Annotated in this window: 26 protein-coding genes, 1 pseudogene and 1 riboswitch; of the genes and pseudogenes, 11 read left to right on the plus strand and 16 right to left on the minus strand. The window is 39.3% G+C overall.

The features are described from left to right. Positions 1-9 precede the first annotated feature (9 nt). Positions 10-573 carry a tetratricopeptide repeat protein gene (locus tag NQ560_RS15860; RefSeq protein WP_005335542.1) on the minus strand — a complete coding sequence of 188 codons (564 nt, stop codon included), beginning with the start codon at positions 571-573 and terminating at the stop codon, positions 10-12. Between the two features lie 249 nt (positions 574-822). On the opposite strand from NQ560_RS15860, the gene NQ560_RS05030 reads away from it, so the two are divergent. The 7 genes from NQ560_RS05030 to NQ560_RS05060 all read left to right on the plus strand — a co-directional run bounded on the left by NQ560_RS05030 (position 823) and on the right by NQ560_RS05060 (position 7,595). Further along, the gene (locus NQ560_RS05030) at positions 823-948 is read left to right on the plus strand and encodes a hypothetical protein (RefSeq protein WP_005335550.1); all 126 of its coding nucleotides are present in this window, start codon (positions 823-825) and stop codon (positions 946-948) included. Between the two features lie 161 nt (positions 949-1,109). Continuing rightward, positions 1,110-2,051 (plus strand): Abi family protein, encoded by a 942-nt coding sequence (locus NQ560_RS05035; protein WP_005335551.1) that lies wholly within the window; start codon positions 1,110-1,112, stop codon positions 2,049-2,051. A 448-nt stretch (positions 2,052-2,499) separates the two neighbouring features. Further along, positions 2,500-2,590, plus strand: a riboswitch (cyclic di-GMP riboswitch). A 231-nt stretch (positions 2,591-2,821) separates the two neighbouring features. After that, positions 2,822-6,028, plus strand: coding sequence for a hybrid sensor histidine kinase/response regulator (locus NQ560_RS05040; RefSeq protein WP_040015718.1), 3,207 nt, complete (start codon positions 2,822-2,824; stop codon positions 6,026-6,028). Positions 6,029-6,083: 55 nt separating this feature from the next. Continuing rightward, positions 6,084-6,530, plus strand: coding sequence for a hypothetical protein (locus tag NQ560_RS05045; protein ID WP_040015656.1), 447 nt, complete (start codon positions 6,084-6,086; stop codon positions 6,528-6,530). A gap of 120 nt (positions 6,531-6,650) precedes the next feature. Continuing rightward, positions 6,651-6,806, plus strand: a complete 156-nt coding sequence (locus NQ560_RS05050; RefSeq protein WP_005335560.1) for a hypothetical protein — start codon at positions 6,651-6,653, stop codon at positions 6,804-6,806. A 203-nt stretch (positions 6,807-7,009) separates the two neighbouring features. Then, positions 7,010-7,276, plus strand: a complete 267-nt coding sequence (locus NQ560_RS05055; RefSeq protein WP_005335562.1) for a type II toxin-antitoxin system Phd/YefM family antitoxin — start codon at positions 7,010-7,012, stop codon at positions 7,274-7,276. Between the two features lie 4 nt (positions 7,277-7,280). Then, positions 7,281-7,595, plus strand: a complete 315-nt coding sequence (locus tag NQ560_RS05060; protein WP_005335564.1) for a type II toxin-antitoxin system RelE/ParE family toxin — start codon at positions 7,281-7,283, stop codon at positions 7,593-7,595. Between the two features lie 327 nt (positions 7,596-7,922). Here NQ560_RS05060 and NQ560_RS05065 read toward each other — a convergent pair whose 3' ends face one another. The 3 genes and pseudogenes from NQ560_RS05065 to NQ560_RS05075 all read right to left on the minus strand — a co-directional run. Continuing rightward, positions 7,923-8,489: a biotin transporter BioY gene (locus tag NQ560_RS05065; protein WP_005335568.1), complete on the minus strand. Its 567-nt coding sequence runs from the start codon at positions 8,487-8,489 to the stop codon at positions 7,923-7,925. Positions 8,490-8,537: 48 nt separating this feature from the next. Continuing rightward, positions 8,538-9,509: a biotin synthase BioB gene (gene bioB, locus NQ560_RS05070; protein WP_005335570.1), complete on the minus strand. Its 972-nt coding sequence runs from the start codon at positions 9,507-9,509 to the stop codon at positions 8,538-8,540. A gap of 173 nt (positions 9,510-9,682) precedes the next feature. Continuing rightward, a pseudogene (locus tag NQ560_RS05075) lies at positions 9,683-9,955 on the minus strand (SulP family inorganic anion transporter); the annotation flags it as partial. 159 nt (positions 9,956-10,114) lie between these two features. On the opposite strand from NQ560_RS05075, the gene add reads away from it, so the two are divergent. The 3 genes from add (at position 10,115) to NQ560_RS05090 (ending at position 12,447) form a co-directional block, all read left to right on the plus strand. Beyond that, entirely contained in the window at positions 10,115-11,050 is a 936-nt protein-coding gene (gene add / locus NQ560_RS05080; RefSeq protein WP_005335574.1) for an adenosine deaminase, read from the plus strand. 27 nt (positions 11,051-11,077) lie between these two features. Next, a complete protein-coding gene (locus NQ560_RS05085; protein ID WP_005335575.1) occupies positions 11,078-12,067 on the plus strand; it encodes a nucleotidyltransferase family protein in 990 nt (329 codons plus the stop codon). Between the two features lie 107 nt (positions 12,068-12,174). Continuing rightward, a complete protein-coding gene (locus NQ560_RS05090) occupies positions 12,175-12,447 on the plus strand; it encodes a hypothetical protein (protein ID WP_005335577.1) in 273 nt (90 codons plus the stop codon). Between the two features lie 35 nt (positions 12,448-12,482). Here NQ560_RS05090 and NQ560_RS05095 read toward each other — a convergent pair whose 3' ends face one another. From NQ560_RS05095 to NQ560_RS05115, 5 genes are all read right to left on the minus strand, one after another. Next, a complete protein-coding gene (locus NQ560_RS05095) occupies positions 12,483-12,707 on the minus strand; it encodes a hypothetical protein (protein ID WP_040015658.1) in 225 nt (74 codons plus the stop codon). Then, the gene (locus tag NQ560_RS05100; RefSeq protein WP_005335581.1) at positions 12,694-14,307 is read right to left on the minus strand and encodes a recombinase family protein; all 1,614 of its coding nucleotides are present in this window, start codon (positions 14,305-14,307) and stop codon (positions 12,694-12,696) included. Before NQ560_RS05100 ends, NQ560_RS05095 begins: the two co-directional genes overlap by 14 nt. A gap of 297 nt (positions 14,308-14,604) precedes the next feature. Continuing rightward, entirely contained in the window at positions 14,605-15,456 is an 852-nt protein-coding gene (locus NQ560_RS05105; protein ID WP_005335585.1) for a metallophosphoesterase family protein, read from the minus strand. Between the two features lie 495 nt (positions 15,457-15,951). Then, positions 15,952-16,188 carry a helix-turn-helix domain-containing protein gene (locus NQ560_RS05110; protein ID WP_005335589.1) on the minus strand — a complete coding sequence of 79 codons (237 nt, stop codon included), beginning with the start codon at positions 16,186-16,188 and terminating at the stop codon, positions 15,952-15,954. A 2-nt stretch (positions 16,189-16,190) separates the two neighbouring features. Further along, positions 16,191-16,607, minus strand: coding sequence for a sigma-70 family RNA polymerase sigma factor (locus NQ560_RS05115; protein ID WP_005335591.1), 417 nt, complete (start codon positions 16,605-16,607; stop codon positions 16,191-16,193). A gap of 581 nt (positions 16,608-17,188) precedes the next feature. On the opposite strand from NQ560_RS05115, the gene NQ560_RS05120 reads away from it, so the two are divergent. Further along, complete coding sequence (locus NQ560_RS05120; RefSeq protein ID WP_005335595.1) at positions 17,189-17,545, plus strand: helix-turn-helix domain-containing protein; 357 nt, start codon at positions 17,189-17,191, stop codon at positions 17,543-17,545. Here NQ560_RS05120 and NQ560_RS05125 read toward each other — a convergent pair. From NQ560_RS05125 to NQ560_RS05155, 7 genes are all read right to left on the minus strand, one after another. Next, positions 17,542-17,925 carry a metal-dependent transcriptional regulator gene (locus NQ560_RS05125; RefSeq protein WP_005335597.1) on the minus strand — a complete coding sequence of 128 codons (384 nt, stop codon included), beginning with the start codon at positions 17,923-17,925 and terminating at the stop codon, positions 17,542-17,544. The genes NQ560_RS05120 and NQ560_RS05125 overlap by 4 nt on opposite strands. A 38-nt stretch (positions 17,926-17,963) precedes the next feature. After that, positions 17,964-19,697 carry an ABC transporter ATP-binding protein gene (locus tag NQ560_RS05130; protein ID WP_005335599.1) on the minus strand — a complete coding sequence of 578 codons (1,734 nt, stop codon included), beginning with the start codon at positions 19,695-19,697 and terminating at the stop codon, positions 17,964-17,966. 5 nt (positions 19,698-19,702) lie between these two features. Further along, complete coding sequence (locus tag NQ560_RS05135) at positions 19,703-21,517, minus strand: ABC transporter ATP-binding protein (protein WP_005335600.1); 1,815 nt, start codon at positions 21,515-21,517, stop codon at positions 19,703-19,705. 132 nt (positions 21,518-21,649) lie between these two features. After that, positions 21,650-22,597, minus strand: coding sequence for a helix-turn-helix domain-containing protein (locus tag NQ560_RS05140; RefSeq protein ID WP_008788620.1), 948 nt, complete (start codon positions 22,595-22,597; stop codon positions 21,650-21,652). Between the two features lie 125 nt (positions 22,598-22,722). Continuing rightward, positions 22,723-23,628 (minus strand): conjugal transfer protein, encoded by a 906-nt coding sequence (locus NQ560_RS05145; RefSeq protein WP_005335602.1) that lies wholly within the window; start codon positions 23,626-23,628, stop codon positions 22,723-22,725. Positions 23,629-23,642: 14 nt separating this feature from the next. Then, positions 23,643-24,647, minus strand: coding sequence for a bifunctional lytic transglycosylase/C40 family peptidase (locus NQ560_RS05150; protein ID WP_005335603.1), 1,005 nt, complete (start codon positions 24,645-24,647; stop codon positions 23,643-23,645). Further along, positions 24,644-26,773 (minus strand): CD3337/EF1877 family mobilome membrane protein, encoded by a 2,130-nt coding sequence (locus tag NQ560_RS05155; RefSeq protein WP_040015659.1) that lies wholly within the window; start codon positions 26,771-26,773, stop codon positions 24,644-24,646. Before NQ560_RS05155 ends, NQ560_RS05150 begins: the two co-directional genes overlap by 4 nt. Positions 26,774-26,777: the final 4 nt, after the last annotated feature.

Consider the following 26,777-nt stretch of genomic DNA (forward strand, 5'->3'; position numbering starts at 1 on the left):
AAATTATGCTTATTTTGTTAAAAGACCGGATAGATTTTTTCCAATGCAAAATCCAATCTGTGGATATAACTCCTGAATTTCCTGATATTTTGCTTCAATCATTTCTGGTTCATCAGCCCAGATCTTTTCATATATTTTGAAAGCTCTTTTAAAATGTGTTTTGGCTTGCGGAAGATTGGCAGTCATCAGATAAATGGTTCCAAGGGTTTCCTGTACTTTGGCATAATCCAGACAGTCATCGGAATGGTATTCCTTGATGATGCCGGATAATTTTTGTAATTCGGAGATTCCTCTTTCGGGTTCCTGCTGTTCTGTCAGGAACATTGCATAATTGGCAATCTGATGTATAGCCATATTACAGTCAGACATCAGTGGAAGAAGATTCTGGTGGATGGTATGGGCTAATTTTTCCTGATTGGATGGCTTGGAATAGTAAGCGGATATTTTAGGACTGATTTTAGCCTGACCAGTCATCCAGCGGCAAACCAGACCGTTATCCATTGAATAATCCTGATTTGCCGGATCATCCATAAAATCTTCAAATAATTCGTATAAAAAATCAGGCTGACTCATTTGATTACTTTCGCTGATATGATTTTTTAAGCAAGTGCTAATAGAAGAAAAATCGCATCAATTCAATAGAAATTCCCCTTTCGTAGTTAAGATTGAGTATATCTATCATAACACGAACATACATTCGGTTCAAGAAAATGCGGATATTTTTAAAGTGATTGTGTCAATTTACAATCAATTTCTATTCAATGTGGTTTTCAGGCAGGTTCTGTAAAATAAGCTCAGAACAAACAATAACGGGAGGAGCTTATGCAACAGAATATTGAATTTGAGCGGTGCACTGATTTTCTGGTACGGATGATTGATAAGTACGGTGCTGAAGTCCTTCGGGAGTTGGAGGAAGAAAAACAGAATAAGGAAGAAAAAACAGCATAGAATAATTTTGAGCTGATATGACAGAGAATGTTTTGGCATATTGACAGGACATTTAAAATGACGTATACTAAGCTCAGTGATCGTTCTGTAGAAACTTGAGAAGCCTACAGGCGGGGGAGAGCCTGCGGGTCTCTCCCTCTTTTGTTTTAAGGAGAAATGAGATGCAGACACCGAAAAAATTCTCTTCTTTTAGTGACCAGGTCTCTTGGATCAGTGATGAAAAGGGAATAAAAATAAAAGACAGAGAATATGCGGAAGAGATGTTACGTCAAATAGGATATTTTCCTCTTATGGGAGGATATAAACATCTTTTTAGAATATCGAATACAAAGAAATATAAAGTAGGAACAAGTTTTGAAGAAATAGTCAGTCTGTATAAGTTTGATGCAGAGCTTAGAGAGTTGTTCTTTAAATATTTACTGCAGATTGAGCGACAGATGCGTTCTTTGATGTCATACTATTTTACTGAAATGTATGGAGCAGAGCAGAAGCAGTACCTAGATGCTAATAATTATAATAATACAAAAAGAAATCATGCAACAATCGTAAAGTTGATAGCGACCTTGAAACGAGCAACAACGACCACAGATTATACATATATCAATTATTACCGCAAGACATATGGTGAAATTCCATTATGGGTTTTGGCAAATGTACTTACGTTTGGAAACTTATCAAAAATGTTCCGAGTGTTTCCGCAGTCCTTAAAATCAAAAGTATCAAAAAACTTTGAACCTTTGAATCAGCATCAGATGGAACAGTTTCTATCTGTTCTCACTAAGTATAGGAATGTATGTGCCCATGGGGAACGACTGTTTACATACAGAACAGTAGATGCTATTGCGGATACACCGCTTCATAAAAAACTTTCATTACCACAGAGTGGTAATCAGTACGAAAAAGGAAAACAAGATTTGTTTGCTGTGGTGATTGCTTTTAGATATCTATTACCCGGAAAAGATTTTCTGGAATTTAAAAGAAAGCTCATAAAAGAGATTGACCGGGTAAACAGAGAAGTAGAGCATATAAGTGAAGTTGAATTATTGAATAAAATGGGTTTCCCGAAAAATTGGAAAAATATTACCAGATACCATTTAAATTAAAGAAATATCCTCTAAGAGATAGTGAAGCACCTATTGTCTTAGAGGATTTTTTATTGAAGAATTTTAATATTTAAGAGTTTGTTTTTTTCCTTTTTGACATTAAAGATAAGATTTCTTGTGGGTTTGTCAACTGACGTCCGGGAAGTGTCTGCTTTGGTGTGCGGTCACGGTCGGCTTCGTCAATCGCTGCAATAAAAAGTTTTACGCTGTTTGGATTGGATATGACAAAATTATGAGTAACAATAGGTTATGTTTAGTTAGTGGAGAGAATAGCACTATAAATGATGAATGAGCTTCATATGAAAAAATGTTAGGTTTTTAGGATTCATCGATTTAGATTTTTTATAAAGAGAAGTTCAAAAACAGAAGTAAAATATGTGTAGATTTTTTGAAAAAAATTATTGACGTGAGGAAAACCATGTGGTATGTTTTTTTGGAAAAAAAGAGATTATTTTAAAGGCAAACCTGTTGAAAGGCAGGGGCGCAAAGCCAGAAGGGACTAAAGTCAGAAAACTTGACCATGTCAGCCGGTTGCCACTGTTTCCATATCATCATAATATATGGAAAAGATGTTTGAACAGAAGAGATTCCGATATCTTTTATACTATATAGATGTGTGATTTAAAAAATATAGTAGGGACACTGGCAGATTTTGGCAAGTGTCCTTTTTGTATGCAAAAATGGGTAACAAAACTAGCAGGGACAGGTTTTCTGTATACAGATAAAAGCAGGATGAAGAAGGCATGAGACGGAGAGAGGATTTTTATAAAATGAAAAATTATGAAGACAAAATATATTCATTAGGTGAGACTGTAACGGGGCAGACACAGGACATGTCACAGGCCGTACAGAAAACACTGGAAAATAATGGCGGTGTAGGTATAATGACAGGATCTTATGACCAAAACCTGTCTATTTTGTCTGTGAATAATCTGCTGTTGCATAGTACAGGATACACATTCGATACTTTCATGGAACAGACAAAAGGCTCATTGAGAAACTTCTTTTATGGCGAGGAAGATATACTGGAGCGAGACCGTTTTTTGCAGCTTCACGGAACAGGGGAAGCACAGATCCTTGCTGCAGACGGTACAGTGAAAAATGTACGGCTTTGTAAAGAGGATGCGACAGATGAGGCGGGCAGACAGATCTGGGTTATGTCCGTACAGGTCAACTGGAATCATGTAAATTTGACACTGCTCAATGAGGCTATCTATTCCGGCTTCTGGTATTTTGACTGTGACGAAAACAGTGAGATTGTGAATGCAAACTGGAGTCATGAATTCCGAAAAATGCTTGGCTATCATGACACTCTGGATTTTCCGAATAAACTGGAATCCTGGTCAGATCTTCTGCATCCACAGGATAAAGAAAGAGTAATGGTGCAGCTTCAGGCGGCAATTAAGGATAAGACGAACCAGATAAAATACCAGGTAGAGTATCGTATGAGAATGAAGGATAATCAATACCAGTGGTTTCGGGCATCGGCAGAAGTAATACGCCGTCTGGATGGTTCTGCCAGCAGGATTGCCGGGATTTTTATTAACATTGATGGGGAGAAAAAAGAAATCATGCAGGCACAAAAATCTGCTGCTTTCCACCGGGCTTTTACGAAAGCAGATTTGTGTGAGTATTATGTGAATCTGGAAGCGAATACTTTTGATACCTTTAAGGTTGAACCGTCCCTGATGACAGTCTTTGAACAGAGTCATACATGGGATGAACTGATCCAGCATTTTGTGGATTCCTATGTTGTGGAGACAGATAAGAAGGCGGTATCCTCTTTTTACGACCGTGGTTATATTGCAGAAAGGCTGAAGGGTCTGGAAACCGAATTGGCTTTGGAGTGCCGTATCACTTTGAATGGAGAAGAACGATGGGTCCGCAATGTGATCATACGCGGCGAGATAGAGGATTCAGAATATGCCATGATCTTTCTGCGGGATATCACAGAGACAAAGGTGGAGAGTGCACGGCATCTGCAGATGGCAGCGGACAATGCTTCCATGGAGCTGCTGATCCAGAGTATTGTGCGTCTGGTTGACCGTTTTGTTGTCTGTGATCTGGAAAATGACAGATATGAATTCTACAATCTGAATGGACAGATGATATATAAACCTCTGGGATTTTATCATGATTTTCAGATGCAGGTTCTTGAAAAATATAAGACTCTGGAACCATTGGAAGCTATAGATATCCTGATAGCCCCGGATAATATTCGGAAAAAACTGAAAAGTGAAAATGATATTTATAAGTTTGAGTACTGCAGCCAGGATGAAAAGACTTATAAGATCGCCTCTTACATACCCCTGGAATGGGAGGATGGAAAACTGGTAAAAGTATTGCTGGCATCCATGGATGTGACACAGGAGAAGAAAGCAGAGATTGAATCCCGTCAGGCACTGAAAGAGGCTTACCGGTCCGCAGAAAATGCTAATCGTGCGAAAACAGAATTCCTTTCCAATATGTCCCATGATATCAGGACACCGATGAACGCTATTGTCGGTCTGACAGCGATCGCAGGAGCAAATATTGAGAGTCAGGAGAGAGTTATTGAATGCCTCGGCAAGATCACAGAATCAAGCCGCCATCTGCTGGGGTTGATCAATGAAGTATTGGATATGGCACGTATTGAAAGTGGAAAAATGACACTGGCACAGGAAGATTTCAATCTGTCAGAGCTGGTAGATAATCTTATTACACTTACGAAACCGGTGCTTGATGAACATAAACATAATTTTGATATACACATCAATCATATTGAACATGAGGCTGTCTGTGGTGACAGCTTGAGGATTCAGCAGGTATTTGTGAATCTGATGAGTAATGCAATCAAGTATACACCGGATGGTGGAAATATTATTTTTTCCATAGAGGAAAAGCCAAATGGATTTTCAGAACTTGGATGCTATGAATTTACGATTGAGGATAATGGGATCGGTATGTCACCGGAATTCCAGAAAATCATGTTTGATCCTTTCAGCCGCGCGGATGACCAACGTACAACCAGAGTTCAGGGAACCGGTCTGGGAATGGCAATCAGCAGAAATATTGTGAACCTGATGAATGGCACTATTAAAGTGGATAGTACCTTGCACAAGGGAACTAAAATCACAGTAACAATTTATCTGGAGCTTCAGGAAAAAGAAAAAGAACAGGACAAAAATCTGATGAAGCTGCCGGTTCTGGTAGTGGATGATGATAAGACATGCTGTGAAAGTACAGTTGCCACACTGAAGGAAATCGGTATTATGGGTGAATGGGTTCTCTCTGGCAGGGAAGCGGTTGAGCGCTGTTATGCACGGCATGAGTTGAAAGATGATTACTTTGCTGTTATTTTAGACTGGAAGATGCCGGATATGGATGGTATAGAGACTGCCAGACAGATCCGGAAACGGATAGGAAAAGAGATCACCATCATTGTATTGACATCCTATGAATTCAGCGAAATTGAAGAAGAAGCAAAGGCTGCAGGTGTAGATGCTTTTATTGCAAAACCGCTGTTCCGTTCCCGGCTGACGGCAACACTACGGCAGTTTACTTCAGGCAGAAAAGAAAAAACAGCAAAAAATTATCTGGAGAAGTTGTCAGAATCAGACTACACAGGAAAAAGGATTCTGCTGGTTGAGGATAATGAGTTGAACAGAGAAATTGCTGTTGAAATTTTGCAGATGACAGGGGCAGAAGTGGAAATAGCAGAAAATGGGAAAATCGCAGTTGAAAAAGTGGAAGCTTCTCCGGAAGGATTGTATGATCTTGTTTTTATGGATATCCAAATGCCTGTCATGAATGGTTATGAGGCAACTGCAGCAATCAGGAGCCTTCCGGGTGAAAAGGGAAAACTGCCTATTGTTGCCATGACTGCCAATGCTTTTGCAGAAGATGTACAGTTGGCCAAAAATACAGGCATGAATGGACATATCGCGAAACCGCTGGATATGAATAAGCTGAATGATGTTCTGGAAAACTGGATGTAATTGCCTTCCTGGATGCATGGGAAAAGCAGCTAGGAAACATAGAGAGGGTTTTGTTATGACAGAAACTAAATATATATTTCCGAAGCAACCGCAGTCTGTGGCTGTTTTGGTTTTTATAACCGTGCTGATTGTTCTGCTTCTTATCCTGACTGTAATGGTACATATGAGGAACAGAAAACTGAAACGTACGCTGGCGGAACAGATGGCGGAAAGACGGCTTTTGGATAAGATATGTGCAGATTTTACGGCCGTCTATTATGTTGAATTAAATACCGGTTCCTTTGAAATTCTCCATATAAACGATGGAACCAACGCAAAAAAAATGAATCTGAAACAGGGTGATAATTTCAATTCTTCTGCTGACCAATATGCGGTTCAATATCTGCATGAGAAAGAAAGACAGGAATTTAAGGACTGGATTTCGACAGGGCATCTTCCATCTTACAAAGCCGCTGGATGCGGAAAAAATGATCATTGCCTTAAAACAATGCATGGCAGATAATAGTGATGTAAAACTGCACGAAGATTTGTAGGAATAAAAAGACAGAACATATAAAGTTGTTATATGTTCTGTTTTTTTTATGTGAGCCTTGCGGTGCACGTTTCTAACGGGTGAAGAAGTATGATTTCCTGTGGTGCCAGACTTTCACCATTTGATATTCAGGAGCTTCGAGAAATCATGTCGTATGACGAAATGGAACTGGATATGATCGGCGATCAGAGAACAGCCATGTTTGTCATTATCAGTGATTCCGATGACACATTCAACTTTGCGTAAAACGAAAAGCTTGAGAAGAAACAGAATTATATGACAGTCCCGGCAGCAATCAAGGAACTTGAGAAGATTGAAATGACACGACAAACACAGATTTGGGGTGCCAATAACATGTAAATTTTTCTATATCCGTTGACTTAGTTGTATGAAATGAGTATAATATGGTTAGAATATTACTATCACAACTGTTTTAAGGAGGTGCAAATATGAATATTCGTCCATCAGCAGCAATCCGCCAGAACTACAACGAGATTGCAGATATGTGTCGTAAAACGGCAGAGCCGATATTCCTTACAAAGAACGGTGAAGGAGATTTGGTTGTTATGGATATTGAAACTTATAACCGTCGGGAAAAAATGCTGAAGCTAAGAGAAGAACTGCTTGCTGTCGAAGAAGACAGAATAGCAGGAAGAAACGGCTGCACTCTTGATGAGATCGACGCTTACCTTGATGACGTAATCGCAGAGGTATAAGCCTATGTCAGATAAAAAATATAAAGTCATTGTTTCCGACAGGGCAAAGCGTATGTTGGGAACACATATTCGTTTTATGGTACAGGTTAATAAAGATGCTGCCAAAACGAAGAAGCAAGAGCTTATGGAAGCAATGCGTTCTTTAGAACGTATGCCGCAGCGTTTTCCGTTTTTTAAAGAAGCGTATATACCGACGAATAAATATCATAAGATGTTTGTTGCAAAGTGGTATCTCGTTCTTTACCAAATCCAAGATGATACGGTTTACGTGGATTATATCCTTGACTGCCGTAAAGATTACAGTTGGCTTATCCGTTAAAACAGAATATCAAATACACAAATCGTCACTTCACAGTAGGTGGCGATTTTTTTGTGCTCAAAAAGGAGGTGCTATGATTGGAAGTAAAGATAAATAAGGAAATCCGTAATTATACGGAGAGTATGTTTTTTGGGCGCATGAAAAAACTCTTGTTTTTTCACACGCCCTCCTACTCGATTATGAATAAAATTCCTCTGTCATCGCAGACAGAATAGTTTCAGGGTATTTAGATTATCAATTTGTAAAAAATCTGAAGAGTTGCAAGTGTGGAAATTGAAATTGTTTCCAGCAAAAAATATAATGCTTTTATAAAATCATCTGGTGTAATTATTGCTGTGCTACAGTTCCAAGTCTTTTGCGAACCATCGGTCCGATAATCATTGCAATGACCATTTTGCACAGATCCGCAGGAATGAAAGGAATGACACAGACTGCAAGTGCTGCGCCTACTGTATATCCGGACTGGAAGCAGAACCATGCTGTTCCAAATGCGTAGCAGATTGCAGTTCCGACGATCATTCCGAGGATCTGGATTCCACGGTTGGTGAATTTGTCGATGACAATACCTGCGATGATTGCCATTGGAATAAATCCGATGATGTATCCGCCGGTCGGACCTGCCAGTTTTGCCAGTCCACCTGTGAATCCGGAGAATACCGGAAGCCCTACCAATCCGAGCAACAGGTAGATCAGGTAACTTAAAGTTCCTTTTTTCCAGTCTAACAGATAGAGAGACAGGTAGATCGCAAAGTTAGTAAGTGAAATTGGCACCGGACCAATTGGAACAGATAATGGTGCGAGAATGCAGGTCACAGCTGCCATAAGTGCGGTTACGACCATAGCGTAAGTACTTGTTTTTCGAAATGTCTGTGTATTTGTATTGTCATGTGTCATAGTAAAATTCTCCTTATTATTTAATGATGTGCAAAGACGTTAAACTTATTAAGCGGACTCAATCTCATAAGTGAATCCGGCGTCTTCAATTGCCTGGATTGTATCTTTGATTCCCTGTCCGCCAGCGGTAAGATATCCTGAGGCAAATATGGAATCAACGACGCGGAGCAGATTTTTTTCTTCTCCTTTAAAATAAATCTCACGTCCTGCGGCACAGCGGATATCGGACTGTGGAACTAAAAGTCTTGCAAGACAGAGGACTTTCATACAGTAAGCAGTTGTGAGAGCGGACATATCGGCGTGCTCTAAAGGTGTTCCCGGAATTGGAAGAAGGAAGTTGATTGGAAGTGCCTCCGGTCGGATCTCGCGAAGCTCCAGTAACATATCTACCACGTCTTCTTTGCTTTCGCCCATACCAATAATGCCGCCGCTGCAGATTTCAAAACCAAGCCCTTGAAGCATTTTTATATTAGCAACGCGTTGTTCAAATGTGTGAGTGGAACAGATGTTGTGATAATAAGCACGGCTGCTGTTCAAGTTATGGTTGATGCGGTCAAGTCCGGCTTCCTTTAACATCAATGCCTGCTTTTCTGTCAGAAAACCGATAGAACAACACAGGTGTGTTCCCTGTTCTTTCATTTTTCGAATTTTTTCAGCCAATTCTTCAATCTCTGCATCGGTAAATTTCATCCCACTAAGTCCGATACAGTGGCGTGACAAATGATGCTCGTTGACAAAGTCATTGTCTGCATATAATTTCTCATCTGCGACCCATTTGTACTTATCAATGTCAGCTTTTGAACGGCAGGACTGAGCACAGTAAGCGCAATCCTGAGAACAGTTTCCACTTCTGGCATTAGTAAGAATGTGGATACTTACATGATTTCCTTTGTATTTTTGACGCAGTTTTTCAGCCCGAGCAATCAGCTCATCCAGATTTTCATCCGGCGTGTTGAGTATTTCAATTGCTTCTTCGCGTGAAAGCTGCGGATCCGTAGATGTATTTTGATTTGAAATCATTAGAAGTCCTCTCTTTCCTTGAGTAATTCATTTTTCTGAAATTTTATACAAGACATACTTTAACATGCAAAAAAACAAATGTCAACCATGTGTAACATAATGGTTGACAAATGATGTTAGTATGAAGCAATCAGCTGGTATTATGAAATCGTGATAATTTCTTCTGCACGATTCAGTGCTGCTGCGATAGTCGGCATCGGAATCAGCCCGGCATATGGCATCAGAACCACAAGAACGATGACCAGTGTAATGGAGTGTACCATTCCTGCAATCGGGGTACGACCTCCGTTTTTGATGTTGGCAGAAGTTCTTGCAATTGCACCGGTAGCCGGGATACCGCCGAACAGTGCGGATGCAATATTACCGGCTCCCTGAGCGACCAGTTCCATATCGGAGCGGTGCTTTCCGTTAATCATACCGTCGGCAACGACACAGGAGAGCAGCGATAACAGCAATCAGAGATCCTGGAATCTTCTTGAAAATGTAAATAAAAGCGGCATATACAGTAGAAGTAATTGTCGAAAAATGAAGGTTATTGCTGAAAAGTGATAGCCTTTGTTTTATAATGAGGCTAAGTTAGATGATAAAAGAAAGTGGGATAAGCTATGACATTGGAAGAATTGAAAGCATTGCCGAAAATAGAACTGCACTGTCACCTGGACGGTTCACTGAGTCGGGAATTTCTGGAAAGCCGTCTTGGAAGAAAAGTAGAGCCTTCTGAAATTCATGTATCTGATGACTGCCAGAGCCTTCAGGAATATCTGGAGAAATTCGATCTTCCGGGACAGTGTCTGCAGGACGAGAAAGGACTGGAGCTGGCAGGGTATGACGTATTAAAAAGTATGAGTCAGGAAAATGTCCGGTACGCGGAAGTGCGGTTTGCCCCGCTTTTATCAGAAAATGAAAACTTAAGCTGCGGTCAGGTGATAGAGGCAGTCATTCGGGGGATGAATCGTGGAAAAAATGAGTTCGGTGTGGATTATGGCATTATTACCTGTGCCATGCGCCATCACAGCTATGAGGAGAATCTCCGTATGATCCGGACAGCAAGAGAATACCTTGGAAATGGTGTGTGCGCGGCAGACCTTGCAGGAGCTGAGGCCATCTATCCGATGTCAGAATTCATGGAGTTATTTGGACAAGCAAAAAAGCTTGGAATGCCATTTACCATTCATGCCGGGGAGTGTGGAAACGTGCAGAACATTCTGGATTCCGTAGAGGCAGGAGCACTTCGAATTGGACATGGAATCGCCATGCGAGGTAATTCAGAAGTCCAGAAAATGATCCGGGAAAAAGGAATCGGTGTCGAGATGTGCCCGATCAGCAATCTTCAGACGAAAGCTGTAGAAAGCGAAAGTCAATATCCGCTTCGGGAGTTCCTGGACAACGGGATCAAGGTGACGATCAACACAGATAACCGGACCGTCAGCAACATAACCATGACAAAAGAATTGCAATTTATTCAGGAGCATTATAGAATTACCGATGAAGAGATTCGGTTGATGATGAGAAATGCAGTAGATACAGCATTTATCCATTGAATCCAGACGAGTAAAGGAGACTGACAGATGGTTACATTAAACGATTATTTATATTCCGGGGATACGATCTTTAAAATTATACAAAATTATATGACAGATTTGAGAAAAGAAGCAAAGCGGACACATAATGAAATCGACCTTGTGCATAGCAATTGTCTCCTTCAAGTACAGGAAATGCTGGAGCACAACGATTTCCTGACTTCCCAGTCACAGAAAATCCGGGAATTTTACAAGTACATGGCAAAAGAATTTCCATTTCTCGCCTTTACATTTCGTGGAAGAATCAAATCTTTGATACGTACAGAAGAAAAATTCAACGGCTACATTGTGGAATACATTTATAATTATTATGAGGAACATGGAACATATCCGGCTGTGGCAGATTTAAAAGAAAAACTGAGCTGTTTTCGGGATATTATCGCATATCGGATTGTAATTGCATTGCCGAAATGTCATCTGAAGCCGGGACAGAATCTCGAAGAGGAAGAGATGAAATATCTTTATCAGATAGCCAATGCGCTGCCGGGATTTCTGGAAGAACGCGGCTTTACAGCCGAGCCGGCAAAAGGAGTCCGGGAGAGTAAATCAGGCTTGCTGGACGGCGAAGTAAAGCCATATTACAGAGATTTCATATCCAACCCGACCATGTACGGTTATCAGTCTTTACATATCACATTTTATGATAATACGTCCAGAAGCTATATGGAAGTGCAGCTTCGAACAAAGAAAATGGACGACATCGCGGAAATCGGACCGGCGAATCACTTGGGGTATGAGAAGCGTCAGGAGCATGAACGAGCAAGAAGAGATGCAGTTCCAAAAGGGGAATGCATTTACTTCGATGAGGCATACGAGCGCGGAATGAAACTTTTTAATTTAGATTTAAAAGACCTTGATGTTAATATGTTCGCAGCAATGAATAACAGCCTGATTAACGACGGCTGCGGACTGTATCGTGGGCGCCTCATTCTGCCATATGAACATTTGTCCAGATTTCAGAACGATTTGATTGATTAAGGTGGAAGAAAATAGCAATTTTATAGAAAAACTTTTGCAGAGAGACAGTTTCTGACATTTGCAAAACGTATAATGGCATAAGAAATGAGCCGATACGGAGGAGCAATATGGAAGAATACAAGAATGGCAAAATCGAGCGTGTTCTCGGAATCTATACGAAATTACTGAACGGGTACATTGTAAATAAAGCAGCCGAAGCCAATGAATATGGAGTAAATGAACGAAGTATACAAAGAGATGTTGATGATATCCGAAATTATCTGGAATTAGAAGCAGTTAACAGTGGTTGCATCAATAATGTCATATATGACCGCCTGAATAATGAGGAAAGTTGCGTAAAAATTAATATTGAAAATGTAAAAAGTCAGGAGAATGTGTAGGTGATGCAAAATCTCCTGACTTTTATAGTATACATTTATTCTGCCAGAAAGTACTGACAACGATTCCAGTAGTATTCCTGTTCTTTTTGAAATAATGAAGTCAATGCTGTCACGTCTTTTCCCTGATGGTATGAATTCAGGGCATCGAGATATTCTGGACGATTAGCGTCTTCGATGATAAATGGAGCAATGCCGTGATAGAGACATTCACGGAAGAGAATCATACGCCCGGTTCGTCCATTTCCGTCATGCAATACCACATTGGGACTCACAAAGAAATCTATAATTGATTTCCACTTTTTGAGTACGTTCTTTGCCGGTTCCCTTTGCTTGATACACATATATACTGTCAATCAGTTCAACCAGCATAGAACGGTTTAACTCTGTTACATTTTCATACTTGCGTATGGTTTCTAAAAATTTGTTTGTATTTTTCGTCTTGTAGTCCTCGGCTTCGATTTTCTCTTTTAATGCCTTACGCCTTTCTTCAAGTTCTCTCTGCTCATTTTCATAAGTTACAGACATTTTCTCAAAACGTCCATCAGAAATCTTTCCTGCTACATTCTGCTCAAACAGCTTCATTATGATACTGTCAATTTCAGCAATACGCTTTTCTGCCAGTTCCAATTCCTGTTTAAACTGCTTGATTTTCTTACCGCCGCCGGATTCACTCAACACCCTCATTTCTTCAATGAACTGGTCGCCTAATGTTTCCATATTCTTGATATGCTTTTGAATGTCGTCCATGACAATCTTCACTAATGCGTCATAGGAAATTGCATGAGTTGTGCAGAGGTTGCTGTTTCTGGCATATGTCCTGCAACGAAATCTCGGCTCTCTCCCGTTTGGATTGGAGAACGCCATATTGCGTCCACAGTCCGGGCATTTTACAAGCCCCACAAACATATTTGGTCGTCCAGTCTTATTTGGTCTTTTCTTTACACTGATGAATTTCTGTACCAGTTCAAAGGTTTCTTCATCAATGATAGCTTCATGGGTGTTTTTTACAACAATCCAATCTTCCTTAGGAACCGCTACCAGTTTTCTGTTCTTGAATGATTTTGTCTGTGTCTTGTGCGATACCATATGACCGAGATACACTTGATTTTCCAAAATCATCTTAACATTTTTTCCAACCCAGTCGGTAGGGAATCGGAACCCTGTGCTTGTTTCCAGCGTGCCATTCTTCATTGCTCTGTAGGCTCTCGGAATCAAAATCTTTTCTTCACACAATGTTCTTGCTATCTGATGAACACTGTTTCCCTGTTTCGACATTTCAAAAATACGCTTGACGATAGGCGCTGTTTCCGGGTCTATCAGTAGTTTACGCTTATTGTTCGGGTCAACCCTATAACCATACGGAGCGAATGAACCGCAGAACCCGCCACTTAAAGCAGTTGTTTTCTTGACGCTTCGGATTTTCTTTGAGGTATCACGTGCATAATACTCATTCATAATAGATTTGAATGGCATCATCTCGTTATCCTCATATCTTGTGTCAACATCATCATTCAGTGCGATAAAGAGAATGTCATTGTTCGGGAAGATTTCTTCCACGTAATACATGAACATGGCATTGTTGCGACCGAACCTTGACATATCCTTTACCATGATTCCACTAGGCTGTATATCTTCCATAGCGTCCTCAATCATGCGGTTTAAATCCGGTCTGTTGAATGTTGTGCCGGAATAGCCATCATCTACATACTCGTCAATGATTTCAAATCCTTTTTCCTTTGAATAATATCGGAGCATTTGCAACTGGTTTGTGATACTGTTGCTTTCTTTATCAGCGTCACCATCATCTTTGGATAAACGTGCATATAATCTAACTCTTAATCTTGCTTGCTGTTTCGTCATTTTTACTCCTTTCCAACAGCAAACAAACAACTTATATCCTGTTAATATTATACCACGCTACTTAATTATTTTCAGCCGCTTATTACACTGTTCTCAATTTAATATCCATTGTTTTCCTGCTCGATTTCCTTTTGAATCAGCCTTTTAATCAAATGCTGCAAATCCACTGTACCGGAGAACACTGACGTTACATAAAAGGTCGTATTTCCTATTTTTATTGTATTGGACTGTACTGTTTTTCCTATAATCCCACCTCATTTCTTCCAACAAAAAAACACCATTTCTGGTGTCTTTCTGCTAATCTACACTGATTACTTTGCGTTCATACTTCTTTTCCTGCAAATCAATCTCCGCATAAACCATGTATTTGTCATTAAGTTCCGTCTGTCCAGTCTGAATACAGGTTGTCTGATGAATCTGGTTTATCCACTTTCCTTTCTCTGTGTCAGGACTTTCATGTATATGTCCGTGCAGAGAAAGAAGTGGCTGTTTTTCTTTCAGAAATTCGTAAATATCAACAGAGCCTATATCCAAATCTTGATAGCGCAACTGTCCTAATCTCAATCCCGCAGGCGGCATGTGCATAACGTAAACCGCTTTTTGTCTATCGTCCGGCAATGGAAGTTTCTTCAGCACATCACACATATGCGGTAATTCTGTTCTGGAATATTCCAGCCAGTTGTAAATCCTGTCATAATCAACAGCATTAGAGATTCCGGCTACAGGACTTAACTGACGCTGCGGAATATAATGTGTTTCTGTAACAACCCTGTCTTTACAACCGAACGGATGGTCTAAAATATAGTTCATGCCGATAAATTCATATCCATTGACAGAAAATTTCCTACCAGCTATATTGCAGACATTTTCAAATCTGTCGCAAAGATTGTCAAACATTTCATCTGCTGCCAGTAAATCATCATTTCCAAGCATGGCAAGGTATGTGATGTCCTGCTTTTTCAGTTCCTCAAAATATTCATCAAGGAATCCATTGATAAAAAACGATTGCTCACTGTGGCGGTCACATTGTTTTGGTAACATATCCCCGCCATTTACAATGACTTTGATTTCCTTTTCAATGGCTACGTCCAGAATCTTTCTGTACTTCTTTTTATCTCCGTGTAAATCTGTAACATACAATATCTTCATATCACTTTCTACCCCTTTTAATACAGCATTTCTTCCTAATCATAGTTAAAAGTATACCATATCAGAGATAGATTATCAGCAGCTTATATCTGACATACAGACTGCAAAATTTTTGCCTTATGCACCTCCTTTACTGTGTGTTTCCGAAGCAGTCAGATGGCTTTGGAAGCTCCACTGGACTTTCACCATTCTCATTCCTATGAGCAGAACCGCACCATGCGAGTGTATCATTATTCAGATATACAGGTCATGGCAGAACGACCATTCCACAAGTCGCTCTCGGATCATTGCATGAATCGCTCGCTTTTTTAGGTCATGGCGTACAATTTCCGCTGGCTCGCTGCATATCAAACGTATCTGACTGCTTTATTCAGTTGTCAAAGAACTACCGACTGTATTTGCCAGTCTATGAAAATCCACTACCTAGATAATGGACTTTCATAGATTGACAAGCGGAGCAGAGGAAAGGGGAAAATGCTCCGCCCGTCTGAATGATTAGATTACGACTATCTCAAAGTTTGCAATCATATCCATGACTGCTGCCTGTATTCTGCCTTTTAATTCAGAATCCACTACCATGTAGACGTTACCGTATTCGTCATACAATTTGCGTAAGCTCAACTTTGATATGTACCCGTCATAGAAATCCAAGATTTCCTGTATTGCAGTTTCATCACCATTCGTAGCCGCCACAATCACAGCAAACGGTATATGTTTTTGGTCTTTGTCCATGCTTATTCCTCCTCCATCATTTTTCGTAATTCTTCCAGAGTGCTTGTCCTGTGACGGTAAACAGTAGTGCGTACCACGTTCATAAGCTCTCCGATTTCTGCGTCAGACATATCCATAAAGTATGACAACAAAATGATATTGCGTTTTCTCTCTGGCAAACATTTGAGTGCTTTGCTTAACTGGTCGTCAGATACTTGTACTTCCATGCCAAGAACATTGAACGCTGTATAATCGCTGGAATACTTGTCATAAACGCCTGCTTTGTTCAATTCCAAATCTGAAATTTCAGAAAACGGAACTTCATGTTTCAAGCGTCTTGAAATATCACGGTTATACTTCATTGCTGCTCTTTTAATGACTTTCTTTGTAAGGCAATCAAACTGTGCTTGAATAGCCTGTTGGAAAGAAGATGACTTCATGCTGATTCACCTCCTTTCTGCGTGAGAGTAGATGAGGGTGTTTTCCCTCTATCCCCCTTTCCGCACAGTAGCTACCCACGCAGCAGCTATTTGTTGCGTTTTCAGAAATGAACTTGAAAAATATTTTTACGCACGAAAAAAGCACAAGAGAAAAGGCTGTATAGCGTTCTTGTGCTTTATCATTTGTACCTGTTATATGATGTAAAAAACCACATTCAAGGGTGTATTGTCCTGCTATGGTAATTTCAGTTTTTTTGACAATAAAGGGTATGTCATAAAATGTCGATTATGAGATTCTTTCAATGCGGCTACCTCCTAGAGCCGCAAAACAAAAAAACCTTATATGATTTATCCACCGAATTGAGGAAAAAGAAAAACGGCGGCTTTATCTTGACCGCCATCAAATCAGAAATATTTTTGGATAAGCAAAAAGGTTACTGCCGATAACGGTTTTTTTTATTTACCGTATAACAGTAATTTTGTTCTTTTAACACACTAGGAACTGACAAACCATATAACACGTTTTTCTATACCTGTTAGAAAATCAACAGGAACAGTAAAATGTATTGAGGTGATTACATATGCGTAAAAAAGAAGATAAGTACGATTTCAGAGCTTTTGGTCTTGCCATCAAAGAAGCTCGTATGAAACAGGGTCTAACCCGTGAACAAGTGGGAGCAATGATTGAGATTGACCCACGTTATCTGACAAATATTGAAAATAAGGGGCATCACCCAAGTTTACAAGTGCTTTATGACATTGTTCATTTATTGAATGTATCAGTAGACGCTTTTTTTCTTCCTGCTTCTGATCTGGCGAAAAGCACCAGAAGAATACAGTTAGAAAAGCAGCTTGATAACCTGTCTGATAAAGATTTAGTTATCATGGAAAGTGTCGCTGACGGAATTATTAAATCTAGGGAAGTGGAGGAAGATTAAACTTCCTCTTTTTCACTCCCTATACGAGTTGATTCTTTTAATTTTTGAAAACACTCGTCACTGATTACGTGTTCCAGTTTGCAAGCGTCTGATTCTGCTAGTTTTGGGTCTACACCCATTTCTGTAAGATATTTTGTAAAAAAGCAATGTCGCTCATAAATTTTCTCAGCCATAGCCTGCCTACTGTCTGTTAAAAGCAATTGACCATTATTATCCATTAGTAGGAATCCTTGTGTTTTAAGTTGCTTTACTGCATGACTTACACGAGGCTTTGAAAATCCCATATAATCAGCCACATCAATAGAGCGAACCATGCCTTTTTTGATTTTAAGTATAAGTATTGTTTCTAAATAATCTTCTAATGACTTTCCCAATGTCACATTATTATCACCTCTTAAATATTTGATTCAATCAGTTTTTAAATTGTCCACCCAAGACTTTCTTGCTGAATATGATACAATTTTTGATATACACCTTTTTTCTTCATCAATTCATTATGTGTGCCATATTCAACTAATTTGCCATCATCTAATACTAATATTTGGTCTGCGTCTACAACTGTTCTTAAACGGTGAGCAATCATAATTACTGTTTTGTTTTCAACCAATTGAGCTATAGCCTTTTGCACTAAAACTTCGTTCTCCGGGTCAAGAGAAGCAGTTGCTTCATCTAAAAAAATAATTGAAGCATTTTTTAATAAAGCACGTGCAATAGATATTCTTTGTCTTTCACCACCAGATAATGTACTACCATTTTCACCTAAAACAGTTTGATAACCGTCTGGCATATTACGCACAAATTCATCACAGTATGCAGCTTTAGCAGCCGCCATAACTTCTTCCTCTGTGGCGTTAGGGTTTCCAATACTGATATTGTTAAAAACAGTATCATTAAATAATGTTACGTCTTGAAATACAAAAGCCATTTTTCGCATAAGACTTTCTGGCTCCATTGTTCGTATATCTTTACCACCAACACGAATTGTACCTTTCTGTATATCCCAAAATCTTGCAATCAATTTTGAAATTGTACTTTTCCCGCTTCCAGATGAACCTACCAATGCGGTGATACTTCCTTGTGGAATTTTACAAGTCACATCTTTAATGACATCTTTTGTATTATATCTGAATGTAACATGTTCCAACTCTATATCACAATTTTCAATTTCTTTATCATTTCCTTGCATTACAGATGTACTTAAAAGAGTACGCATTCTTTCTGTAACAACATTAAGATTTAGTAATGTAGTTAATTGTGAAAGAATCGCAAGAATTGGTCCATATATACGAGTAACCATCAAAAAGAACATTAGTAATGGGAGCAGTTCTATTTCACCTTTAACTAACAACATTGTTCCAACAAAAATGACAATACCAATTCCGGCTTGCAAAATCATGCTTGCACTCGACATAAATACGCCACAAATCATTTCTACTTTCACAGCAATCTTTTTCATAGATAATAATGCTTTGTTAAGAGCAGAAAAGTGAGAACCACTTAAATTACATGATTTAATAATTTTCATTCCCTCAAGGTATTCTTGTACTTGACTAGAAGCGTCTAGCTTTGCTTGTACTTGTCGTTCAAATAATTTTTTCTGATAGTTCTTACTTAACCAAATTATCAAAAATGCAACTGGCAGCGTAATATACATACATAACGCTAAACGCCAATCAAAGAAAGCAAGTAAAATACAAGTAAGAGTAACAGTAATACCATTTGCAATGAGAGGTGGAATTGTACTACTTAACATTGATTCCATGCTGCTACAATCAGACATCATGTTAGTTGTCAATTCTGACAAATCCTTTGTATTGAAGAAACTCATTGGTAATTTTCTTAAATGCTCTGCAATATTAAGTCTTGTTTTATTTGATTCTTGATAAGACGCAATGTATGTCTTTCTATAATCATTTCTTGCTGCTAAAAACACCAAAACAGCAGAAACAACTCCAATTCCCCAAAGCAACCATATATGATTCCATGCAATTTGCTTTCCTACATACGGGTTCAGTAATTCATTAAATAACATTACTGTAACACAAAACGGAAGCATTAAGGCTAGATTTGTTATCGTACAAGCAACAATAGCTTTTTTTAAATCTTTATAACCTTTATCTGATAGAAAAAGAAACTCTTTTAGTTTTTTCATCTTTATTACACCGCCTTTCCGCTGATTTTCCAATCAACCGCTTCTGTGTAATGGTTCCACATTTGCGAATAACGTCCACCAGCAGCAACTAATTCATTATGTTTACCTTCTTCAACTAGATGACCTTTTTCCATAACAATAATTTTGTCAGCATTACGAATCGTAGATAAACGGTGAGCAATAATAATAACTGTTTTATTCTGCATAAGTTTCTCGAATGCTTTTTGAATTAAATACTCATTTTCTGGGTCGCTAAATGCAGTTGCTTCATCAAGAACAATAATAGGGGAATCTTTGATAATAGCTCTAGCAATAGCGATACGTTGACGCTCACCGCCAGAAAGATGAATACCTTTTGTTCCAAATACAGTTTTGTAGCCATTAGGAAGTTTTGAAATAAATTCATGGCATTGTGCAGCTTTCGCGGCTTCAATGACTTGTTCTTCTGTAGCGTTTGGATTTCCCATGCGAATATTATCTAAAATACTCTGCTTGAATAAGAAAATATCTTGAAATACAAAGCTAACATGATTCATTAAGTCTTTTTCTGAAATATCTCTTATATCAACACCGCCGATTTTTACACTTCCCTCTGTAACGTCCCAAAAGCGTGAAATTAAATTTGCAATTGTACTTTTTCCACCACCAGATAAGCCAACAATAGCTGTTATTTGTCCTTGATTGGCTTTAAAAGATACATTTTCAATAGCCATTTCTTCTTTTTTTCCTGTATATGTAAAGCTAACATTATCAAACACAACATCATCTTTTTGAGTTTTTTTAGGACTGGTAGTTTGTGGTAGAACAGGTATATTGAAAATTTCGTCCATTCTTGCTACATTTCCGTCAATTTGCATAAATGATTCAGAGATATACATTATTTTGTTTAAAATACCAGCGATTGCCGGAACAAAAAGCAAGTAAAATATAAATGTCATAGTAAAGCTCTTATAATCTTGTGCATTAGCTCCTAACAAAATACCTACAGGAACGATAACCAAATATATATTGTTAATGATGGTAGTAAACGCTGGCATATAATTTTGCCAACCTAGAGAGAACTTTAGAACCCATTCTGTGTATTCTTTAATAGCATGTTCTAAACGAGCAAATGAAGAAGCTGTTTGATTAAATGCTTTCACAACAGGCATACCACGAACATATTCTACAGAAGCATTGTTCATATCTTCCAATGCGATCTGATATTTTCCCATGTTTTCTTTCATTGCTCCGCTACCAAATCCACTGAATTGTACGACAAAAGCAAGCACAATTCCAACTAATGAAGCAATACCAAATCGCCAATCAATAGCCAGTAGAATAATAACCATAACAATAGGCGCAGTTACAGAAGCAACAAAATCTGGAAATTGATGTGCAATGAAACCCTCAATGCTCTCAATGTTTTCATCCATTATTTTTCTTAAACGACCACTACCTATGGTTAAGTGATAACCTAAAGGAATTTTGGTAATATGTTCTGCGAAGTGAAGTTTTAATTCATAAAGTGTTCCAAATGCTGCCATATGAGAACTGAAAATTGCTAAAAAATATAATAGTATATTAGCAATAATACCAGCTAAAGCTATCCAGCCATAATTCATAACCTTGCTCATATCCAGCAATTCTAAATTAGGATAGACTTTTAAAATGGAACTAATAATAAAATATACCGCAATATACGGAACAAACGACGCTATAGCCGCTAACGAGGAAAGTATAGCCGATAAAAATACTAATCCTTTCTTATTGGAAGCTAATTCTAAACATCGTGCTAAACCCGTTTTGGGTTTGTTTTGTTTTGGCTTTTTGTTTGCCATAGTACGAATCCTCCTTAAATATAAAATACGTGGTGGGTTAGCTTAATCTAACCACACCACGTATTCTAAAGGAAATACTATTTTTCTTCTACTCCATCTCTAGTATATTTGGGTAAAAATAGCCCAAAAGTGTTATTTTTGTTTTCTGTAATCTTTCGGTAAAATACCATAAACAGATTGAAATGCTATTGCAAATTTACTAGCATTATTATATCCAAGACTTACCGCTATATCTCCAATTTTCATATTTTCATTTAAAAGCCAATGTGCTGCAATATTCATCTTATATTTCTTTAAATATGAATATGGTGTGTCACCATATATCTGTAAAAAAATTTTATGAAACAGTGATAAGTTAATTTGATTCCGAAAGGCGAGTTGTTCTAACGATACTCGTTCATCTAAATGAGTTATCATATATGTTTGAATTTCTTTAGTAGCTTGAATCTGACGTTTATCATAATATTTGAAATCACAGCCATGATTTTTAGTTAGCTGGTCTATATGGTAAAGTAATTCAATTGCTTTAATTTTGAAATATCCTAATTGTTCTATGTTAAGTGCTTCATATAATTCAGAAAATAAATGATGTAATTTAGGTGGAGTGGAACTTAAATATCCATTATTCTCAATCCCTAATGTTGAACCAATTTTATCAAGGTTAAGCGGAATAGTTTCCATCATTTTTTTGATTTCTTCTGATAAGGATTGTTTATCAATCACAAGGCTAAGTCCATAATATTTTTTTAATGGAAACGAGAAAGAAACTGGTAAATGTTGTGTTCCAGTCACACTAAAATATCCCTCTGGTAAATACGAAACTGTATGATTGGCATACTCACATTCATAGCGTCCAGAGCGACAATGTGTAATTGAAATAATATTAGGATTGAATTTTTGAGAAGGCATACTTATGTCTGTATCAAAGTCCAAAAAAGAGAGTTGAATACCATCAAAAAGCGTGTAACTTGTAACAATTCCTTTCCCTTGACACCCATAATCTATAATCATAAAATTTTCATCTTGCTTGATAATTTTTGCCTTATCACTGTACCAGTCTTTATTAAATGTAGAACTCACATTATGTACCTCCATATGTCGATTAGCAACATCTAACTATTATCATACTGTATTTTTTATCCCAAAACAATAAAAACATAAGCGTGCAAATCCGATTTATGTGAAAATGCACGCTTTTCTTCATGTTATTTTACAATCTTCCAGTTACTATCTTTTTCCAGCGTTAAGTCAAACTGTGAAATTTGCGTTGCTTTTGTCCTCTGGTCGAGATACTTTACCGATACCGATACTTTCACTTGTTCTCCATCTTGTATAAAGATAGGATTTACCAGCTCCGAGAACATATAGTCACAGTTGACAGGTTCAAGCACATTCCCCGATACATAGTAGGCAAGCTCTTTTTCCGTTGCGGTAGGGTACAGCTTAAAGAATGTTTCCAAAAACTCTGTCACTTCCTCTGTAGTGGCAGCGTCCACCGTTCCGTCCGATTCCTTGACTTTTGGTTCATAGCCGGATTTTGTTGGTATGCTGCTGATGGTCGGATTCTGTGTAATAACCAGATTTCCGTCACCATCTACATGAACTACCACCATGTAAGCGGAAGTGTAACCGATAGAAGTCTCTCCCTCTGTTACCGTTTGATCTACCGAGTAGACAACGGTAAAGTCGTCCGTTCCAGTCGCTTCAACCTCCCAAATCTTAACGTCCGTTACCGTAGAGCTTGTAGGTATGTCCATACAGACAGTATCAACATTCAAATCCTGCAAGCTCTTTGTAAGGTACTGGTTAATGGCTGTGGTTCTTTTCTCAATGGATTCCTGCGTGTTGCTCCAAGAATAGTAGGACTTCGCAAATGCCTTGACGAAATTCTCTATCTTGTTGGTATCAACAATACGCTGCTCAATGACTTCTTTCTCATGTACCGTGTGCATATCAATGGCGGTGAAATTCTTATACACCCCAAAGCTGATACTGGCAATCAACACCAGCCATAAGGCAATCACGGTTTTTTTATGCGTGCCAACTTTCATCACAGGCACTTTCTTTTCCTTTTTTGGTTTTGATTCCTTATCCTTTTTCTTAAATAGCATAGCACCATTCCTTTCTAATTGGTTTTCACCCGTCCGGCACTAATCAAGTGTTGCTGCCAGTACGAGCTTGTTAAATCTGCATATCCGATAGGGTCGCCAGCATGATACATTCTGTTGTTTCCAGCATAGATTCCTACATGAGTGACGTATGTTCCAGCGTTATAGGTTGAATGGAAGAACACCAAGTCACCAGCCTTTGCCTGTGACAGCGGTATGTGCTGTGCAGCGTCATACTGTGCCTGTGCGGTACGAGGTAAGCTGATACCAGCTTTTCCATAGCACCAAGACGTAAGACCAGAACAGTCAAAGCTAGTGTTGGGATTGCTGCCGCCATACACATATTTCCAGCCTTGATACTTCAACGCTTCATTGAAGATTGCCTGTGCGGTAGCGTCACTGAAACTAGGCACAGCCAAATACTGACTGACTAATTTTACATAGAACATATTCCCGTACTTGTAACGCCAGCCGCCATTTTCTTTTATGGAAATGTCATTCTTATAGGTGACTTTGACACCGCCGGATTTACCTTTTGCGAAGCTGACCGCCAGCTCAAAGGTGTACTTCTTTCCGTGTTTTGATACATAATCAATGAAGCCGCCACCATAGTTATAGGACTGTACCACTGTGTTGATGTCACAGTCTTTTGCTTCTGCGGATTTCAAAAGCTCCGAGAAGTATTTACACCCCTGTTTGATGGAATCCTCCACGGATAGGGAGTTAAGCGGTAATCCTAAAGATTCACTGGCTTGCATAACGTCTGTCGTGCCAGTGCCGCCGGATTCCACCTGCATAATCGCAAGCAGATAGTTCACATAGTCAGAGATTCTGTATTCCTTTGCATACTTTTCTACCGTAGACTGATGTTTCAATACTTCCGCTGATAGGTTCAGTCCAGAAAAATCAAGACTGGAAGAACCACTTTCTTCATCATCTGAGGTCACGATAAACAGAAACAGAAGCAGACAGATAATCACTGTGAAAATCCCACCGAACACAGCAAAATGCCTTAACTTCATTTCTTGCCGCCTTTCTTACTTGTAGATTTCTTCATTGTTGATTGATTTGTGGTCTTTTTCTGAACCGTCTTTGTCTGCTTCTGACGTTGTACCGTTTGCCTTGAAATATCTGTGGTAGCTTGTGAATGTTTATTTACTGCTGATGAAGCCTGTTTATCTGCCGGACGGGATTCTCTGACAACCTGTGTTCTTACATTCTCCTGTGATTTTGTCACAGGCTCTTTACTCTTGCTTGATTGCGGCTGCTCCTTTGTCACTGTGACAGGACGCTCTTTGACATTCTGCTCCGGCTTTAAAGCTGCCGCCTGTGAATCCGATTTTACAGGAACAGGCGTTGTGGCTGGTCGCTCATGCACCGGGGCAGCTCTCTTTGTCGCTGATCCGTTGCTTTGTCGCTCCTTATCCACAATCGGACGCTGCGGATTCTTTTTGTCTGACTGCGGCTGTTTCGATACCGATTTTTTATCCACAATTCCACGCTTTGAGGTAGACTGTGATTCCTGTGTATTGCTTTGTGAACTATGTACGGTCTGTGAGGAATCCGTCTGACTTTTCTTATCCGGCAATGCAAGCGGCTTCTGTGATTTGGAATCCGGCAGAGCTGGCGGCTTGCTGTTACCTCCACTGGAAGAAGCAGAAGTATTGTGATTTGCTCTGGTATGCGTATTACCTGTCTGTTTGGTATTGTCTGCCTTTTTTGTAGAAGCAGAAGCCGCCGCAGCACCAGCTACACCACCAGCAGCACCAGCCGCCATTGTCCTACCGATTTTACGCTCCAAGCGTCTTGCCCTGCGGTTGAGGAACATATACGGGTGTCGCATGATTCGTCTGCTGACTTGCTGTGTATCGGAGGATTGCAGGCTGAACATTGTCATCAAGTCACCTAATTTAAAATAGATTCCGGCAAAGGTGACTATCTGTAGAAATGCCACCATGAAAAACGGATAGCCGGAGGAAATGGAGTAAAACATAGTCGAGATACTAAACGCTGTGGTAATAATCAGTGTGATTCCAGCTCTCATCATAACGGTATTGAACAGCTTCGTAAGAGCCTTTTTTGCCATGCCTTCATAGGTCGGTATCATGGACAAAACAAAACTAATCGGCAGAAACATGGCGTAGATGATAAATAACACCTGCGAGAAAATCATCATGCCCGTAAGCAGAAAAACAAACGCCGAGATTCCGATATTGAAGATAAACAGGAACACCACCATACCTAAACGGGTCATGGTCTTTGTGACGCTCAAATAAGCGTTGTCCTTATCTTCGATTTCTTCAATCACAACATCCTCTCTGTCGTCTGTGTCTGGGTTTGCCGATAACAGGCTTTCCACACGGTCAGAGCCGAGCGTTTCTATATCCGATTCCCCGTACTGTAAAAGCAGCCACGGTTGTTTCACCTGTATGGAAAACAGGCTGTCTCTTATTAAATCTACGCTGTCTTTTCCTTTGCTGTTGGAATCGGGCAGCACGATTTTTGTACCGAGCGATAATGCCGAGCTGCTTATATCTGCGGAAAAGTCATTGATTTTGCTGATATAGTTTGGGGCATAGGCAATAAAGGACGCTGACAGGATAAATACCACAAGAAAGTTGATAACCGCATGAATGGCTTTTGTGGTTTCTCTTTTTAACAGTCCTGTGTATGCCACATAGATTCCCATTACCAGAATGAGGATAAGCAGGAATCCTACATAAAATCCCTCACTGGAAAAGCCATTGGAAGTCACACCAGCTAATGTCTGAATGTTCTTTCCGATAGAACTTGCAGTATCAGAGATAAAGTCCAGCTTGTAGGCTTCCTGTACCACATAACCTGTCGCATTGGAAATGTATAAGCTCACCGTCCAGACAAAGTTTGTGATGGCATATAGTCCGTACTGAATACTTTTGCCGATACCGTCAAGCCAGTTCCACGGCAGCCAATCCCAACTTGAATCCACATAGAAATCAAGCTGGTAGTTTTCCAGCGGATATTTGGAATAGGTGTTAGCGTCACTCACCGTATTGTCTACCAGACCAGCCGCATGAGCTACCGTACCCGTGATAGATAAAAATACCAGCACACCGAGAATCACCGAAAGCGTGATAAGCAGATAACGGACTATTTTTCTCTTGTCCATAGGC

This window comes from Dorea formicigenerans (assembly GCF_025150245.1).
Lineage (GTDB): Bacteria > Bacillota > Clostridia > Lachnospirales > Lachnospiraceae > Dorea > Dorea formicigenerans.